The organism is Nocardiopsis endophytica (assembly GCF_027706725.1).
Lineage (GTDB): Bacteria > Actinomycetota > Actinomycetes > Streptosporangiales > Streptosporangiaceae > Nocardiopsis_A > Nocardiopsis_A endophytica.
The window spans coordinates 1-17788 of sequence record NZ_JAQFWQ010000133.1; the positions used below are offsets into that span (position 1 = coordinate 1).

Consider the following 17788-nt stretch of genomic DNA (forward strand, 5'->3'; position numbering starts at 1 on the left):
AGGGGCGTTTTTCCCGAGATCAACGAGGAGCGGCACCGGGGGTGCGGGCGCCACGCGCGTGGGCGAGCACCCGACCACCCGGCCGCGCCGCTGCCCGGACCGCGAGGGGCCTCGCGCCCGGCAGGTAGGGCCGGGGAACCGCCCTGCTGTCGCCGTCGCTGCCGAATCCGGTGACCACCCGCACGCGCCGCGGCCGACAGCGCTGCGGGGCGGGCCGCCCACTTCTCCTCGTCGCCGCCGACCACGCCACACCCTGCTGACCTGCCGCTCGGCCGGGGCCGTAAGCGGGGTACCTGCTGTGCCGTCGACCCCTCCGCCGCGCAGGCGGGGCACCCCCGGACACGACGAAGGCGGCACGGGGGCGCGCCGCCCCGTGCCGCCGGTCGTGGAGGGGGTGCGCCCTCCGCGCCTGCTCAGCCGCCGAAGCCGACGGCGGTGAAGACCTGTGCGGCCAGCACACCGCCCACGATCGGGGCGACCACCGGGACCCAGGCGTAGGACCAGTCCGAGCCGCCCTTGCCCGGGATCGGCAGCAGCGCGTGGGCGATGCGCGGGCCCAGGTCGCGGGCGGGGTTGATGGCGTACCCGGTCGGGCCGCCCAGCGACAGGCCGATGGCCAGCACCAGGAAGCCGACCAGCATCGGCGCGATGCCGGTGCCGAACAGCACCGTCAGGTCGCCGTCGCCCATCGGGTTCACGTTGGAGTTGATCCCCAGGATGCCGAAGACCAGCATGAACGTGCCGATGACCTCGGTGGCGAAGTTCGCCGGGATGTTGCGCACCGCCGGCGCGGTGGAGAACACGCCGAGCTTGGTGTCCGCGTCGTCGGTCTCCTTCCAGTGCGGCAGGTAGGCCAGCCACACCAGGACCGCACCGGCGAACGCGCCCGCCATCTGGGCGGCGATGTAGCCGGGCACCTGCGACCACGGCAGGTCCCCGATGGAGGCCAGCGCCACGGTGACCGCCGGGTTGATGTGGGCGCCGCTGTACTGCCCGACGACGTAGACGGCCATCATCACGGCCATGCCCCACCCGAAGGTGATGACGATCCAGCCGCCGTTGTTCGCCTTGGACTTGGCGAGGGTGACGCCGGCGACGACGCCGCCGCCGAGCAGGATGAGAATCGCGGTGCCGACGAATTCGGCGAGATAGACCATGGGAGCCTCCGTGCGGGCAGGGGTGCCAGCGGACGCGCGGGGCGGCCGCTGTAGGTGGGGGAGGGGTAGGGGAACGTGCCGGAGGCGTCGGACCTCGGAAGGGGTGCGGCTTCCGGCTCTGGGGCGGATCGGTCCGCCGGGGGCGGTGCCGGTCGGGGCCCATCGGCCGAGGCGTCCTCGGACTCCTCGGGCTCCTCAGGGCGCAGGTCGGTGCTGCGCTTCAGGAGCGGGGACGACGGGGGACCGGCCGCGTCGCCGCCGTCGGCGGCCCGGCCGAGTCCGGTCCGGGCGGGCCGCCGACGGGTGCGTGCGGGGGAGCGCCGGGGCGTCAGGCCTGGTCGTGCTCGACCCAGCCGAGGGTGCGCTCGACGGCCTTGCTCCAGTTGCGGTACTCGCGGTCCCGGACCCGGTCGTCCATCTTCGGCGTCCACTCGGCGGCCTTGTGCCAGTTGGCGCGCAGGCTCTCCATGTCCGGCCAGTAGCCCACCGCCAGGCCCGCCGCGTAGGCGGCGCCCAGGCAGGTGGTCTCGGCGACCATCGGCCGCACGACCTCGACGTCGAGTACGTCGGCGAGGATCTGCATGAGCAGGTTGTCGGCGGTCATGCCGCCGTCCACGCGCAGCGAGGTCAGCTCCACGCCGGAGTCCGAGCGCATCGCGTCGACCACCTCGCGGGTCTGCCAGGCGCTGGCCTCCAGCACCGCGCGGGCGATGTGGCCCTTGTTGACGTAGCCGGTCAGACCGGTGATGACGCCGCGGGCGTCGCTGCGCCAGTGCGGGGCGAACAGCCCGGAGAAGGCCGGGACGACGTAGCAGCCGCCGTTGTCGTCGACGGTGCGGGCGAGCGTCTCGATCTCGGCGGCGCTGGAGATCAGGCCCAGGTTGTCGCGCACCCACTGCACCAGCGAGCCGGTGACCGCGATGGAGCCCTCCAGCGCGTACACGGCCGGGGCGTCGCCGATCTTGTAGCCGAGGGTGGTGAGCAGGCCGTTGGAGCTCATGACCGGCTCGGTGCCGGTGTTGAGCACCATGAAGGTGCCGGTGCCGTAGGTGCCCTTGACCTCTCCGGGGGAGAAGCAGGTCTGCCCGAACAGGGCGGCGTGCTGGTCGCCCAGGGCGGAGGCGACCGGGACGCCCTCCAGGAAGCCGCGGGCCTGCCCGTATACCTCGGCCGAGGAGGTGATCTCCGGGAGCACCTGCGACGGGATGCGCATGGCGTCCAGGATCTCGGCGTCCCAGTCCAGGGTGTGCAGGTTCATCAGCATGGTGCGGCTGGCGTTGGTGACGTCGGTGACGTGCCGGCCGGTCAGCTTCCAGATGATCCAGGTGTCCATGGTGCCGAACAGCACCTCGCCGCGCTCGGCGCGCTCGCGCAGGCCCTCCACCTCGTCCAGCAGCCAGCGGAGCTTGGGGCCGGCGAAGTAGGTGGCCAGCGGCAGGCCGCAGCGCTCGCGGAACCGCTCCTGGCCGATGCCGCCCGCCAGCTCGCGGGTGAGCGCGTCGGTGCGGGTGTCCTGCCAGACGATGGCGTTGTGCACCGGCTCGCCGGTCTCGCGGTCCCAGACCACCGTGGTCTCGCGCTGGTTGGTGATGCCGACCGCGGCGAGCTGGGAGGGGGCCAGGCCGCCGGCCTCCAGGGCCTCGCGGACCACGATCTGGACGTTGTCCCAGATCTCGGTCGCGTCGTGCTCGACCCACCCGGGCTGGGGGAAGATCTGCCGGTGCTCGCGCTGCCCGACGGAGACGATCCGGCCGTCGTGGTCGAAGACGATGCACCGGCTGGACGTGGTGCCCTGGTCGATGGCGGCAATGTACTGGGTGGTCATCCGGTCACTCGCCTCTGGGAAGGGGACATCGCTGGCCGGACCGGTTGCCCGGGACGTGCACCGGGGTCACACCGGTTCACGCGAGCGCTCGATCCGCATGACGTACGACAATGTAGTACGAATGGAGCCAAGTGTGAGCCGTGTCTCCGGAGTTGTCAAGCGGCGGTGGGAAAGTGCGGTGGCGCACGAGGTTACCGTTCAGGATCGTCACATACCAGGGCTGTGACCAGGGTGGAAGCCGTGTCGCCGTCGGTGGGCGCGGGGTCGCGGTCGGTGAGCGGTGTGGGCCGCGCGGGGCGGCGGGAGGTGGTGCGCGGCCGGGGTGGGCGGGGCGCCGTACGGAGACCCCCGGGTTCACCGGCGGCCCGCCGGGCTCACCAGGAGTGCGCCCCCAGCTCGCGGGAGATGGACCGGGCGGCATCGCGGACGTAGGACACCAGCTCCATGCGGGGGCCGTCGCCGTCCGGCCCGTGCAGCCGCTCCACGGCGCCGGAGATGCCCACCGCCCCCACGGTGGTGCCCCGGTGGTCGCGGATCGGCGCGGCGATGGCCACCTCGCCCTCGATGAGCTCTTCGTCCTCCCCGGCCCAGCCCCGGGCGCGCACCCGGTCCAGCTCGTCCAGGAGGGCGTCGGCCGCGGTCAGGGTGGTGGGGGTGAAACGGGCCAGGTCGAGCGGGCGGCCGTTGCCGTCCTCCAGGGGGTGGTCCGCGCCGCCCTCCTCGGAGGGCACCGGCATGGCCAGCGGGTCGAACGCCATCAGCGCCTTGCCCAGGGCGGTGGCGTGCAGCGGCAGCAGCGAGCCGACCTCGAGCGTCTGGGTGCTGTCGTCGGGGCGGAACACGTGGTGGACGACGAGCGCCTGGCCCTCGTGCAGGGTCCCGATGCGCACGCTCTCACCGCTGCGGGAGGCCAGCGAGTCGGCCCAGTTCAGCGCGCGGGTGCGCAGTTCGTTGCCGTCCAGGTAGCGGGTGCCCAGGCGGAGCAGGCCGCCGCCGAGGCGGTAGTGGCCGGTGGCCTCGTCCTGCTCGACGAAGCCCACGTGCTGCAGGGTGCGCAGAATGCCGAGGACGGTGCCCTTCGGGAGCTCCATGCTCCGCGAGATCTCCGCGAGGCTGAGTCCCCGGGCCCCGCCGGCCAGGAGCCGGAGGATCCCGGCCGCGCGCTCGATCGACTGGATCCTGCCAGGCATGCGCGTGACCACTTCCTAGTACGACAATGTCACACGCAATCCTACTGGAGTGTGTGAGGCACACTACTACCAGGCCACGATCGGAGGGCGCCGCGGCGAACGCCAGGGGACCGACCGGGTACGGCGCCACCCCCGCACCCGCGGCCGGGACCCCCGCCGCACAGCGCCTTCACGACGCGGCGGGCGCCTTCGACCCGGATCCCCTGCGGAAACGGAACGCGGCCGCAGGCCACCAGGGTCTCAGACGCCCGCCGGGCGCCATCGGCCGACCGCCGGTCAGTGGTCAGCGAGGGCCGTGGCGAACCGCCGTCGGCCCTGTGACGGCCCCATGCCGTCACAGGGCCCAACGTCCGTCGGCGTCAGCCCAGTGCGCCCAGAGCCAGGCCGGCGGTGAGCAGGGCGCCGAAGGCCATCTGCAGCTTGCCCGTCTCGCCCAGGCCCAGGATCAGGTCGCGCCCGGTCTGCCCGCCGCGCACGCGCCGCAGCGGGCGCACCGCCAGCGGCGCCGCCAGCACCACCAGCGCCGCCCACGGGGTGACCGCGACCGCGAACAGCGCGATCACGAACGCCCCGACCAGGCACGCCTGGTACAGCACCCGCGTGCGCCCCTCCCCGAGCCGCACCGCCAGGGTGATCTTGTCGCTCTGGGCGTCGGTGCCGATGTCGCGCAGGTTGTTGATCACCAGCACCGAGCAGGACAGCAGCCCGATGGGCACCGCCGCCGCCCACGCCTGCCAGGGCACCGAGCCGACCTGCACGAACACCGTGCCGACCACGGCGACCAGGCCGAAGAAGACGAACACCGACACCTCGCCCAGGCCCCGGTAGCCGTACGGGGTGCGCCCGCCGGTGTAGTACCAGGCGGCGGCGATCGCGGCCGCGCCGACCAGCAGCAGCCACCACGACGAGGTCGCCACCAGCACCAGCCCCAGCACGCCCGCGAGCGCGAAGCACCCCCAGGCCGCCGCCAGCACCTGCCGGGGCGGGGCCGCGCCCGACCCGGTCAGCCGCATCGGGCCGACCCGCTCCTCGGTATCGGTGCCGCGCACCCCGTCGCTGTAGTCGTTGGCGTAGTTCACCCCGACCTGCAGGGCCAGGGAGACCAGCAGGGCCAGGGCGGCCTTCCACCACACGGCGCCGCCGACGCCGACGGCCACGCCGGTGCCCACGGCAACCGGGACGATCGAGTTCGGCAACGTGCGGGGACGGGCCCCCGCGACCCACTGGCTGAGCGTGGCCACGCGTCCGTGTTCCTCTCCGTGCGAGCGCGCCGTCGCTGTCCCCGGCGTGCCGCCGCGCGGGCGGGTGCCGGGGGAGGCGCGTAGTTCCCGGTCAACCGTAGCGCCGGTCGGCCGCACACGCGGTCGCCGCCCTGCGGGCGGGCACGCCTCGGCCGTGTACCGCGTCGACCCGGCGCGGCGGACCGGGCGCCCTCTGGTGCGGGGCCGAGTACGGAGGGCGGCGCTGGGCCGTGCCATCGGCGGGCACGAGGGGCGCGGCGCCACCGGTCCCCGACAGTGGAGGCGGAACGCCACGGCCGGTCGGACGCCCCCGCGAGTCGCGGCGGCCGGGGCGCCTCGGCTCAGGCGGGCGGCGCCGAAGGAGGAGTGTCGGCCGCGATCGCCGCGTGCAGCCGCACCATGGGCAGCAGCCCCCCGGCGTCGACCTCGCGGCGGGCCCCGTCCGGGCGCCACCCGGACCGCTCCACGAAGGCGCGCAGCGGGTCGCCCTCCTCGGCCACCCACAGGTGGACGGTGCGGAACCCGTCGTCGACGAGGTGGTCCACCGCGGCGTTGAGCAGGCGGCTGCCGTGCCCGGTGCCCGCGTGGGCCGGGTCCACGTGCAGCGCGTACAGCTCGGCGTCGGTGGCCGGCCACAGGTCGGGGTCCTGCCCCGGCCCGAGGGCGGCGAAGCCGACGGTGATCCTGCGCACCCGGCCGGGCTCCGGCGCGCCGCCCCTGGGCTCCTCGGTGTCGGTCGCGACCAGCAGCCGGTGCCGGGACGTCGGCGGCGCGCCGATCGCGGAGGCCCACTGCTCACGGAACCGGCGCCCGGCCTCCTCCCCGGTCAGCTCGGCCAGGACCTCGGCGGACAGGCGCGGCCCGTAGGCGGCACGCCAGGCCGCCACCTGGATGCGGACGATGTCGTCGACGTCCTCGGCGCGCGCGGCGCGGACGAAGCGCTGGGAGGAGTCCCCCTGCGCGGGGGTGGACGGGTCGTGCTGGGGGGTCATGGGCCCATCCTCGCAGCCGTGGGCCCCACGGGACGAACGGCGCCCCCGTACCCCTGGGCACGGGTCAGGGGACCCGGAGATTTCCCGGGACCCGACCCCGTCGGGTACGACGCGGCGCGCGTGCGTGGGACGATCGGGTCGTGAGCATCATCATCCGCATCCTCGTGAACGCCCTGGCCCTGGCGGCAGCGGCGTATCTGATCACCGGAATCGAGATCGCCCCGGGGGCGCCCACCGCGGAGCAGATCGTCACCTACACGGTCATCGCGATCATCTTCGGCGTGGTCAACGCCGTGATCAAGCCGATCGTGAAGACCGTCGGGTGCGCCTTCTACGTGCTGACCTTGGGCCTGGTGGCGCTGATCGTCAACGCGCTGCTGCTCATGCTCACCGCGTGGGCGGCGGGCCTGTTCGGGTTCGACTTCCACATCGACGGCCTGTGGTCGGCGGTGCTGGGCGGCATCGTCATCGCGGTGGTCAGCTGGCTGCTGAGCCTCGTGCTCCCCGACGGCGACGACGACTGAGGCCCGGCTTCGGGCACGTACCGGATCGCACCTGGGGGAGGCCGAACGGTCTCCCCCAGGGCGTTTCCGGCGGGTCGGGCACCTGCGCCCCGGCCTGTGCCTCACGTGCACCGGTGCTCAGTGCGCGGCCCACACCAGCACCAGGGCGACCAGCGCCGGGACCGTCTGGACGAACACGATCCGGCGGTTCGCCGTGGCGGCGCCGTACAGCCCGGCCACCGCCACGCACACCAGGAAGAACACCGAGGCCTGGAACCCGACGGGGTCGGGCGCGACCGCGCCCCACACGAGTCCGGCGGCGAGGAAGCCGTTGTACAGCCCCTGGTTGCCCGCCATCACCCGGGTCGACTCGGCGAGCTCCGGTGTCGTGCCGAAGGCGGCGCGCACCCTCGGGGTGTTCCACAGGAACATCTCCATGACCAGGATGAGGATGTGGAGCGCCGCGAGGAGCAGCACGGCCACTGTTGCGGCGATCGACATGGGGCAACGTTAGCGGGAAGCGCCCCCGGCCCCGTGAACGCCGCACCGGGTACGGCCGTGCCGGCATCGGGCCCGGTCAGCGCAGGAAGGTGATGCACAGGGACGCCGCCACGATGGCGAAGAGCATCACCACGCCGCTGTACCCGAGCACCTTGCCCGCTCGCAGCCGGGTCAGGGCCAGCAGCGGCAGTGCCCAGAACGGCTGGATGCCGTTGGTGAGCTGGTCGCCCATGGCCACCGCCATCACCCCCACGCCGGGGTCGAGCCCGAGGGACTCGGTCGCGCTGATCACGATCGGCCCCTGCACCGCCCACTGGCCGCCGCCCGAGGGCACCGCCAGGTTCACCAGGCACGCGCTGATCAGGGCCCAGAACGGGTACGTGAACGGGGTGGAGAACGACACGAACCAGGTCGCGATCTGCTCCAGCAGCCCCGAGTGCTCCATGATGCCCATGATCCCCGCGTAGAAGGGGAACTGGATGATCACCGACGAGGCGTTCTTGGCGCCCTCGGCGGCGGCCGAGGCGTATCCGGCGAGGGTGCCGTGCAGGCCCAGACCGGCGATGAGGAACGTGAAGTTGAGCAGGTTCAGGTCCAGGCCGACGATGCCGCCGCGAACCAGCTCGGGGAGGATATAGACCAGCCCGGCGGCGACGACGATGAGCACCGGGACACGGCTGTGCATGAGCCGCTGCGCGGGCGTGAGGGTCCGGCGCTCCTCCTTGGTGAGCACGGCGCCGCCGTCCCCGCCCGGCCCGCTCTCCCCGTCGGGGGCGTCCTCGATCTCCTCGGCGTCCTCGGGCTTGGGGTGCATGCTCATCAGCAGCAGCGGGGCGCCGATCAGCATCGCCGCCAGGAACACCAGGTTGAAGGGCTGGAACAGCGTCTCGCTGAGGGGGAGCACGCCGATCCGGTCTTCGAGGAAGTGGCCCTCGGTGTTCACCAGCAGCGGCGAGGAGCCCGACAGGCCGCTGTGCCACACCATCAGGCCGGTGTAGCCGGAGGCGGCCAGCAGCGGGAAGTGCGCCTTGATGCCGCGCTCACGGCAGGAGCGCGCGACCTCCACGGCGAGCATCGCCCCGGCGATCAGGCCGAGCCCCCAGTGCACCATGCCGAGCAGCGCCGCGCCCACGGCGGTCAGGGCGCACGCCGACAGAGGGCCGCGGGGGAGCGCGGCGATGCGGCGGATGGCCCTCCGCGCCGGGGGAGAGGACGCCAGCGCGTAGCCGGTGACCAGGACGAGCGCCATCTGCATGGCGAACTCCAGCAGGCCCCAGAAACCGGCGTACCAGTCGTCGACGAGCTGCAGCGGCCCGTGGTCGGTCAGCCCGAGGGCCAGGAGGTAGACCAGCACCGACAGCCCGACGGCGAACACGAAGGCGTCGGGGATCCAGCGCGTGCTGAACGCCGCGAGGGCGTTGCCGAACCTGCGCATAGGGGGATGTCCCGTCTGTCCGAGAGGAGGGCGTATCGCCCGGTGACAGCCGGAAAGTGTGTTGTGTGTGTCACGTCGGGGTCAAGGGGGCAGTCTCCCCATGTGGGATCGAAGGGATCGAGGCAGGGGACTCCGGTCCGTTCGAAGTCCTTGAGGTTCCGGGTGATGACCGTAAGCCTGTGGACATACGCGGTCGCTGCGATGAATCCGTCGACCCGGGGAAGCCGGTCCGGCACGTCCATCCTGCCCCCACACCTCCGCGGTCACCAGTGTGACGGGCAGGATGCGGGGGTCGAAGCGCGCTCTTCGGCGATCTCCGCGCCGATGTCGATGCCACTCGGCTCGCCGAGCGGTTCCCGCAGCACCGCTCGCCGCCTTGCGGCCATGCGTTCTTGGGCCCGCTGGGCCTCCGTGGTGGTGGGACTGGTGATCTCTTCGGCCACGGACCCAGCGTAGGAGGGGATGCGGTGCGCAGGGGAGGGAACCGCACGGCCGCATCCGGGTATCGCGTGTGTCACTCACCGGCCCTCCGCCGCCGGGTGTCCCCGGGGTCCGCAATGGGGTTCCGGGTCCGGAAAATCCACTTCGTGGGCCTGCCGTGGCCTCACGACCGGCGCGATCGCGGTACGTTTTGCACATGGCAGCCAGCACTCCGCCGAACGCGCCCTTCGGCCAGATGTTGACCGCGATGGTCACCCCGATGCAGGAGAACGGGGACGTCGACTACGACGGCGCCGCCCGCCTCGCCACCTACCTCGTGGACGAGCAGCGCAACGACGGCCTGATCGTCAGCGGTACCACCGGTGAGTCTCCCACCACCAACGACGAGGAGAAGGACCGGCTGCTGCGCGTCGTCCTCGACGCCGTCGGGGACCGCGCCACCATCGTCGCCGGTGTCGGCACCAACGACACCCGGCACAGCACCGAACTCGCCCGCGCCGCCGAGCGCGCCGGCGCCCACGGCGTGCTCACGGTCACGCCGTACTACAACAAGCCCCCGCAGGAGGGGCTTCTCCGGCACTTCACCTCGATCGCCGACGCCACCGAGCTCCCGATGATGCTCTACGACATCCCGGGGCGCACCGGCACGCCCATCGCCTCCGAGACGCTGGTCCGGCTGGCGGAGCACCCGCGCATCGTCGCCAACAAGGACGCCAAGGACGACATCGGCGCCTCCTCGTGGGTGATGGAGCGCACCGGGCTGGCCTACTACTGCGGCTCCGACATGCTCAACCTGCCGCTGCTGTCGGTGGGCGCCTCCGGGTTCGTCAGCGTCGTCGGCCACATCGTGGGTGCCGACCTGCACGACATGATCGACGCCTACGAGAGCGGCGACGTGGCCCGCGCGCTGGCCATCCACCGGCGCCTCACGCCCGTCTACACCGGCATCTTCCGCACCCAGGGGGTCATCACGACCAAGGCGGTGCTGAACATGTTCGGCCTGCCGGGCGGCCCCGTTCGCACCCCCCTCGCCGACGCCTCGCCCGAGCTGCAGGCGCTCCTGCGCGAGGACCTGGCCGCGGCCGGGGTCAAGGGGCCGATCGGGCTGGCCCCGCACCAGGCGGTCCCCGCCAGCGCCGTGGGCGTCGAACGGTTGACGGAAGGATCCGCATGAGCCACCCGCACCCCGAACTGGGGCCGCCGCCGCCCCTCGCCGAGGACGCGCTGAGGGTCGTGGCCCTCGGCGGCCTCGGCGAGATCGGCCGCAACATGACGGTCTTCGAGTACCGAGGCCGGCTGCTGATCGTCGACTGCGGCGTGCTCTTCCCCGAGGAGGAGCAGCCCGGAGTCGACCTGATCCTGCCGGACTTCGAGTACATCCGGGACCGATTGGACGACGTCGAGGCCCTCGTGCTCACGCACGGGCACGAGGACCACATCGGCGCCGTCCCGTTCCTGCTGCGCGAGCGCCCCGACATCCCGCTGGTCGGGTCCCGCCTGACGCTGTCGCTGATCACCGCGAAGCTGGGCGAGCACCGGATCAAGCCGGAGACGGTGCAGGTGGCCGAGGGGGAACGGCGCCCGTTCGGCCCCTTCGACCTGGAGTTCTTCTCGGTCAACCACTCCATCCCGGACGCGCTGGCGGTCGGCGTCCGCACCCCGGCGGGCAGCCTGCTGCACACCGGCGACTTCAAGATGGACCAGCTCCCGCTGGACGGCCGCCTGACCGACCTGGCCGGGTTCGCCCGGTTCGGCGCCGAGGGCGTGGACCTGCTGCTGTCGGACTCCACCAACGCCGAGGTCCCCGGGTTCGTCACCAGCGAGAGCGACATCGCCCCGGTCATCGACAAGGTCTTCGACCAGGCCGACCAGCGCATCATCGTGGCCTGCTTCGCCTCGCACATCCACCGGGTGCAGCAGGTGCTGGACGCCGCCAAGGCGCACGGGCGCAAGGTCGCCTTCGTCGGGCGCTCCATGGTCCGCAACATGAACATCGCCCGGGACCTGGGCTACCTGCACGTCCCCGGGGACCTGCTGGTCGACGTCAAGCAGCTCGACGACCTGCGCCCGGACGAGGCGGTGCTGATCTCCACCGGCTCGCAGGGCGAGCCCATGTCGGCGCTGACCCGGATGGCCAACCGGGACCACCAGATCCGGATCGAGGAGGGCGACACGGTGCTGCTCGCCTCCTCGCTCATCCCCGGCAACGAGAACTCGGTCAACCGGGTGATCAACGGCCTGACCCGGTGGGGCGCCAAGGTCGTGCACAAGGGCAACGCGCTGGTGCACGTGTCCGGGCACGCCCCCGCGGGCGAGCTGATGTACGTGCTGAACATGGTCAAGCCGCGCAACCTGCTGCCCGTGCACGGGGAGTGGCGGCACATGCGGGCGCACGCCGACATCGCCCGGCGCACCGGCATGGCCGACTCGAACATCGTCATCGCCGAGGACGGCGTGGCCGTCGACCTGCACAAGGGGCGGGTGCGCGTCGTCGGCAAGGTGCAGGCCGGATACGTCTACGTCGACGGGACCTCGGTCGGCGACGTCACCGAGACCGCCCTCAAGGACCGCCGGATCCTCGGCGAGGAGGGCTTCATCTCGGTGGTGGTCGCGGTCGACTCCACCAGCGGCAAGATCCTCGGCGAGCCGGAGATCCACACCCGCGGGTCGGGGATCGACGTCGAGGCCTATGACGAGGTGCTGCCCAAGATCCAGGACGCGCTGGACCGGGCCGCCGGGGACGGCATCACCGACCCGCACCAGCTCCGCCAGCTCGTGCGCCGGTGCATCGGCCGCTGGGTCAGCGACACCTACCGCCGCCGTCCGATGATCGTGCCGGTGATCGTGGAGGTGTGAAGCCCGGCGATGATCTCGACGGGAGTGCCGTCATCTCCGCGGTTCTGACGGCGCGATCGTCGAGATCATCGCGACGGGGGGCGACACGCCCGGCTTCGGGTGCGATGTGCCGGGGTGTTCCTTAGTAAGCTGCGCACCATGGCCACCCGTGCGCCCAAATCCTCCCGGCGAGACGGCGGTGGCGCGTCCCGGAGCGGCGGCTCCGGCGGGAGCGCGAAGCGGAAGGCGCCCGCCCGCGGCGGGTCGTCGTCCTCCGGCTCCAGGAAGCGCGCCCCCGCTAAGAAGAGCGCGGCCTCCCAGCAGGGGCCGGTCGCGATGGCCTTCCTCGGGCTCGCGCGGCTGCTCCTGCTCCTGTGGAAGGGCCTCGCGCACACCGTGGGCGGGGTGGCCCGCGCCGTCGGGCGCAGCGCCCGCGACCTCGACCCCGACCTGCGCCGCGACGGCCTGGGCATGGTCCTGCTCGCCGCTGGGCTGCTCATCGCCGCCGCCGTGTGGTGGGACACCAGCGGCCCCCTGCCCGAGGTCACCCGCACCGTGGTCGTCGGTGCGTTCGGCACCTTCTCGCCGGTGCTGCCGCTGCTGTTCCTGCCGTTCGCCTGGCGGCTCATGCGCACCCCCGGCAACGGCGACACCGACGTCGGCCGCCTGGTCATCGGCAGCGCCGCGCTGCTGGCGGGCCTGCTCGGCCTCATCCACATCGGCCAGGGCATCCCCTGGCCCTCCGAGGGCATGGAGGCCGTGCAGCGCGCGGGCGGCCTCATCGGCTTCGCCGCGTCCGGGCCGCTCAGCGCCCTGATCACCCCGTGGGTGACCGGCGTCCTGCTGGGCATGCTGATGGTCTTCGGGCTGCTGGTCGTCACCGCCACGCCCGTGCACCGCATCCCCGAGCGCCTCCACCGGCTGTTCGGCGGCCTGATGGCGCCCGACGACGGTCCGAGCGCCGGCCTGGGCATCCTCGGCGAGGAGGAGGACGACAAGGGCGACGGCGCGGGGCAGCGCCCCAAGCGCAAGCGCAAGCCGCGCGCCAAGGCCGCGGGGGAGGGCGCGGGCAAGGACGCCGACGAGGACCCGCTGGGCGGGGAGAACGAGCGCCCCTACGACACCCCCGTGGTGGAGACGGCGGAGGCCGCCGCGGGCGCTGCCGGCGCCGCGGGGGCCGGCGGTGCGGCCGCCGGGGCCAAGGCCGCCGCGCCGCCCGAGCCGACGCCCCCGCCCGCCGCCACCGAGCAGCTCTCCATCCCGTCCCGCGTCATCGACGGCGACTACGAGCTGCCGCCGCCGCAGTACCTCAAGCCCGGCACCCCGCCCAAGCCCCGGACCAAGGCCAACGACGAGGTCGTGGAGGCGCTGTCCGGGGTGCTGGAGCAGTTCAACATCGCCGCCGAGGTCACCGGCTTCACCCGTGGGCCCACCGTCACCCGCTACGAGATCGAGCTCGGTCCCGCGGTGAAGGTGGAGAAGGTCACCGCGCTCACCAAGAACATCTCGCTGGCGGTAAAGAGCGCCGAGGTGCGCATCCAGTCGCCGATCCCCGGCAAGTCCGCCATCGGCGTGGAGATCCCCAACACCGACAAGGACATCGTCAGCCTCGGCGACGTCATGCGGTCGGCGGCGGCCACCTCCGACGACCACCCCATGCTCGTGGGCCTGGGCAAGGACATCGAGGGCACCAACGTGGTGGCCAACCTGGCCAAGATGCCGCACGTGCTGGTCGCCGGCGCCACCGGAGCGGGCAAGTCGACCTGCATCAACGGCATCATCACCTCGATCATGACCCGGGCCACCCCGGACGAGGTGCGGCTCATCCTCGTCGACCCCAAGCGGGTCGAACTGACCATGTACGAGGGCATCCCGCACCTGATCACCCCGATCATCACCAGCCCGAAGAAGGCCGCCGACGCGCTGCAGTGGGTCGTGGGCGAGATGGACCGGCGCTACGACGACCTGGCCGCGTCCGGGTTCCGGCACGTCGACGACTTCAACGCGGCCGTGCGCAAGGGGCAGCTCACCGCGCCGCCCGGGAGCGAGCGCGAGTACGAGCCGTACCCGTACCTGCTGGTGATCGTCGACGAGCTGGCCGACCTGATGATGGTGGCCCCGCGCGACGTCGAGGACGCGGTCGTGCGCATCACCCAGCTCGCCCGCGCCGCCGGGATCCACCTGGTGCTCGCCACCCAGCGGCCCAGCGTCGACGTCGTGACCGGGCTGATCAAGGCCAACGTGCCCTCCCGGCTGGCCTTCGCCACCTCCAGCCTGTCCGACTCGCGGGTCATCCTGGACCAGCCCGGCGCCGAGAAGCTGGTCGGCAAGGGTGACGCGCTGTTCCTGCCGATGGGCGCGGGCAAGCCCATCCGCCTGCAGAACGCCTGGGTCACCGAGAAGGAGATCCGGCAGATCGTCGACCACTGCAAGAAGCAGGCCGAGCCCAGCTACCGCGAGGACGTGGGCACGGCCGAGGCCAAGAAGAAGGAGATCGACGAGGAGGTCGGCGAGGACCTGGAGCTGCTGGTGCAGGCGATCGAGCTGGTGGTCACCACGCAGTTCGGGTCGACCTCGATGCTGCAGCGCAAGCTCCGGGTGGGGTTCGCCAAGGCCGGGCGGCTGATGGACCTGATGGAGAGCCGCGGGGTCGTGGGGCCCAGCGAAGGGTCGAAGGCCAGGGACGTCCTGCTGAAGCCGGACGACCTGCCGGGGGCGCTCGCGGAGCTGCGCGGCGAGGGGTGAGGGTCGGCCGGTTCCCGGCCAGGCGCTCGGCGCCCGCTGTGGCCGCCCCGGCCGACGCCCTTCCCGTGCCGCGGTGCGTGCCCCGTCCCGCCGCGCCCCACCTCGTCCGGCCCGTGCCGATCCGCCCCCCGCGGGGCCGTTGACTCACTTTTAACCCGTTCATCGTGTGTGGCAGTGGCCTTGTGGCCTGGGTTGACTGCACAGTGGAATGGGATGATCACGCGGAGCAGGCGGAGGCGGCGACATGAGCACGATCGGCCGGATCCTCGCCGCGGCCCGGGACCGGGCCGGGTACTCGATCCAGGAGCTGAGCGCCCGCACCTACATCAGGGAGTCGGTGCTCGAGGGCATCGAACGCGACGACTTCGGGCCGTGCGGCGGGGACTTCTACGCGCGCGGCCACATCAAGGCGGTCTGCCGGGAGCTGGAGATCGAGCCCGCGGAGCTCATCGAGCGCTTCGACGCCGAGTACGCGACCGGTCCGACGTCGCCCCTGATGGGCGGCGACGGGGCCTGGCCCGTCGCGCCGGAGCGGTCCGGGGCCGAGGGCGGTGGCGGCGACGTGCGGAGCACGGGTCCGGGGTCGGGCGCGGGGGCGGGCGCCGGGCCGGGCGCGGGTCGCGGCGGCGGGAGCAAGGACGGCAAGGACGGCAGGGACGGCAAGGCCAAGGGCAGGGACCGTCGGCGTCCGGGCGGTGTGCTGCGCCCCTTCCGTGGCCCCGCGGGAGGCGGACCACGTGAACCGGACGGGGGCCCGGCCGAGCGGCCGCCGGCCGTCGATGAGGGTGTGGTCGTCACCGGGCCCGGGAGTGTCCCCGAGCGGCCGCCGTCATCCGGAGACGAGCCGGAGGACGAGGTGCCTCCCCAGGAGAGGGGGGCATCGGCCGGGGCGGCCGAGGAGGACACCGAGCGGAGAGAGGACGAGCGCGCGGCGAGGGCGGGGGAACCTGCACGCGGTGCGGCGGACGATGCCGACGCCGGGCACGAGGTGGGGCGCCCAGCGGCGAGCCGCCACGAGCCGCGTGGCCCACGTGCGCGCTCTGACAAGCGTGTGAGGGGCGAGAGGCGCCCGGTCCGGCGTCCGCCTGCGGGGCCGCCGGAGGACGAGTTCGATGAGGAACTGGACGACGCGCCCTGGAGGCGGCGCTGGGGCACCGCAGCGGGTGCGGGCGCAGGGGCGGCGGTCGCGGACGACGGCGCGGACGAGAGCGCGACCGGCGGCGGAGCGGCCGACGACGGCGCATCCGAGGGCGTGGTCATCGGCGGCGCGGCCCCCGCGGGTGCGGGTGGTCGTGCGGGCAGGGGGTGGGGCGCCGAGCCCGGCGGTCCGGATGACGATGAGGAGGCCGAGTCGGCGGCGGCCCCGTCGGCGGTCGCGGTCCTCGCGGACCGTGCACGGCGGCACTGGCCCGTGGCGGTGGCCCTGGGGCTCGCGGCGGCCGCGGTGATCGCCGGGATTCAGGCGTGGCCGGACGACGGCGGAGACCGGGCGTCGGGGAGCGGCGCCGTGGCTGAAGAGGCCGAGGCCGGGGCGGCCGAGGCGGCCGAGCGCGACGACGCGATGGCGGAGAAGAGGTCGCGGCGCGAAGCGGCGACCCAGGCGCAGCCCGCGATGTCGACCACGGTGCGGAACGGCAAGCGCCCCGACGAGGTGCGGATCCGCGTGTACGCGCTGCACCGCACCTGGCTGAGCGTCACCGACGGGGATGGTGAGCGGGTCTTCGCCGGCGCGGTGAAGAAGGGGTCCACCCATATCTGGAGCGACCGCGACGAACTGCGGTTCCACGTGGGCAACGCGGGTGGGGTCCACCTGGAGGTCAACGGCGTGGAAGAGGGCGTCCCCGGAGGGCGGGGACAGGTCAAGTACCTGACCTTCTCCGCCGACGACCTCGCGGAATAGCCCGATTCGGCGGTTCGGGTCCGACGCTGGAGCAGGCGATGATGCCGAGTCTCCGCGGCTGAGGTTTCCAGCCGATCCGCCACTCCCCACATCGCCTGGGCGCCGCCAGGTCCCGATCCCAGTGGCGACGAGCAAGGCCGACGGCACTCGCGCCGACACGGGCGGGGTAGCCGGACGGGACAGCAGGTACCCCGCTCACGGGCCCCGGCCGGGCGGAAGGCTGTGGGGGCGTGGGGTGGAGGGCGGCGACGACGAAGGTCCGCGGCTCTTCCGGCAGCGCTGTCGGGTGCGGCGCGTGTGTGTGGTCACCGTGTCGGGCGGCGACGGTGACAGCCGGGCGGTTCCCCGGCCCTGCTTGCCGGGCGCGAGGCCCCTTGCGGTGCGGGTGGTCGGGCGGCTGGGCTGGTACCCCGCTCACGGGCCCCAGCCGGGTGGAAGGCCGCCGGAGTGCAGGGGAGACAGGCAGCGACGACGCAGGTCAGCGGCCCTTCCGGCAGCGCTGTCGGCCGCGGCGCGTGTGCGTGGTCACCGTGTCGGGCGGCGACGGAGTGAGCGGGGCAGTTCCCGGGCCCTGCTTGCCGTCCGGCGGGCCGCTCTCGGTCCCGGTGGGCGACGCGGCAGGCGGCGCGGCGGGCGGGGTTCGCGGTCTTCGTCGCTCGGGCCGTTCGCCGGGCCCGCGGGGCGAACCCCGGCAGTTCCGTGACCTGGTTAAACACTCCGCGTTAAGGGCTCGGAGGGGCGGGAAACGCCCTCCGCGACACCCGCCAAGACCCCGCGGCGACGAACACGGCCATACCAGAACGGGATTCGGGAACACGATGCCCGGTTCGTCCCTGTTTGCGTTGCCCGGGTCGCCGCCCGGGGCGTCGGCACGGCCGCCCGGCCGCTCCGGCCGCGCACTCACGGGCCACGGTGGGCCGATATCGGCTACACCCGGTGACGCCGGGCCCGGCAAACGGTCCCGGTGCGCCGTTTAGGGGGCTTCTGGGGCCGAATCCCGTTCTGGTATTGCGATGACCGTGC

Annotated in this window: 13 protein-coding genes; 5 read left to right on the forward strand and 8 right to left on the reverse strand. The window is 73.1% G+C overall.

Annotated features, from left to right (window positions below; genetic code table 11):
- Positions 1-413 precede the first annotated feature (413 nt).
- The 5 genes from O4J56_RS28555 to O4J56_RS28575 form a co-directional block, all read right to left on the reverse strand.
- Entirely contained in the window at positions 414-1157 is a 744-nt protein-coding gene (locus O4J56_RS28555) for an MIP/aquaporin family protein (RefSeq protein ID WP_270690103.1), read from the reverse strand.
- A gap of 328 nt (positions 1158-1485) precedes the next feature.
- Positions 1486-2982 carry a glycerol kinase GlpK gene (gene glpK, locus O4J56_RS28560; protein ID WP_270690105.1) on the reverse strand — a complete coding sequence of 499 codons (1497 nt, stop codon included), beginning with the start codon at positions 2980-2982 and terminating at the stop codon, positions 1486-1488.
- A gap of 374 nt (positions 2983-3356) precedes the next feature.
- A complete protein-coding gene (locus O4J56_RS28565; protein WP_270690106.1) occupies positions 3357-4172 on the reverse strand; it encodes an IclR family transcriptional regulator in 816 nt (271 codons plus the stop codon).
- Between the two features lie 359 nt (positions 4173-4531).
- Complete coding sequence (locus O4J56_RS28570) at positions 4532-5413, reverse strand: 1,4-dihydroxy-2-naphthoate polyprenyltransferase (protein WP_270690107.1); 882 nt, start codon at positions 5411-5413, stop codon at positions 4532-4534.
- Between the two features lie 341 nt (positions 5414-5754).
- Positions 5755-6405: a GNAT family N-acetyltransferase gene (locus O4J56_RS28575; RefSeq protein WP_270690108.1), complete on the reverse strand. Its 651-nt coding sequence runs from the start codon at positions 6403-6405 to the stop codon at positions 5755-5757.
- A 140-nt stretch (positions 6406-6545) separates the two neighbouring features.
- Between O4J56_RS28575 and O4J56_RS28580 the strand changes: the two genes are divergently transcribed.
- The gene (locus O4J56_RS28580) at positions 6546-6929 is read left to right on the forward strand and encodes a phage holin family protein (RefSeq protein WP_270680021.1); all 384 of its coding nucleotides are present in this window, start codon (positions 6546-6548) and stop codon (positions 6927-6929) included.
- A gap of 117 nt (positions 6930-7046) precedes the next feature.
- On the opposite strand, the gene O4J56_RS28585 is transcribed toward O4J56_RS28580, so the two are convergent.
- From O4J56_RS28585 to O4J56_RS28595, 3 genes are all read right to left on the reverse strand, one after another.
- Complete coding sequence (locus O4J56_RS28585; RefSeq protein ID WP_270690109.1) at positions 7047-7409, reverse strand: DUF1304 domain-containing protein; 363 nt, start codon at positions 7407-7409, stop codon at positions 7047-7049.
- Between the two features lie 76 nt (positions 7410-7485).
- The gene (locus tag O4J56_RS28590) at positions 7486-8844 is read right to left on the reverse strand and encodes a short-chain fatty acid transporter (RefSeq protein ID WP_270690111.1); all 1359 of its coding nucleotides are present in this window, start codon (positions 8842-8844) and stop codon (positions 7486-7488) included.
- A gap of 263 nt (positions 8845-9107) precedes the next feature.
- Positions 9108-9287 (reverse strand): hypothetical protein, encoded by a 180-nt coding sequence (locus O4J56_RS28595; protein WP_270690112.1) that lies wholly within the window; start codon positions 9285-9287, stop codon positions 9108-9110.
- A 194-nt stretch (positions 9288-9481) separates the two neighbouring features.
- Between O4J56_RS28595 and dapA the strand changes: the two genes are divergently transcribed.
- The 4 genes from dapA (at position 9482) to O4J56_RS28615 (ending at position 16765) form a co-directional block, all read left to right on the forward strand.
- A complete protein-coding gene (dapA, locus tag O4J56_RS28600; protein ID WP_270690113.1) occupies positions 9482-10459 on the forward strand; it encodes a 4-hydroxy-tetrahydrodipicolinate synthase in 978 nt (325 codons plus the stop codon).
- Positions 10456-12141: a ribonuclease J gene (locus tag O4J56_RS28605; protein ID WP_270690115.1), complete on the forward strand. Its 1686-nt coding sequence runs from the start codon at positions 10456-10458 to the stop codon at positions 12139-12141. The genes dapA and O4J56_RS28605 overlap by 4 nt, the downstream gene beginning before the upstream one ends.
- Positions 12142-12279: 138 nt before the next feature.
- Entirely contained in the window at positions 12280-14865 is a 2586-nt protein-coding gene (locus tag O4J56_RS28610) for a DNA translocase FtsK (RefSeq protein WP_408639187.1), read from the forward strand.
- A gap of 244 nt (positions 14866-15109) precedes the next feature.
- Positions 15110-16765, forward strand: a complete 1656-nt coding sequence (locus O4J56_RS28615) for a helix-turn-helix domain-containing protein (RefSeq protein WP_270690117.1) — start codon at positions 15110-15112, stop codon at positions 16763-16765.
- Positions 16766-17788 lie beyond the last annotated feature (1023 nt).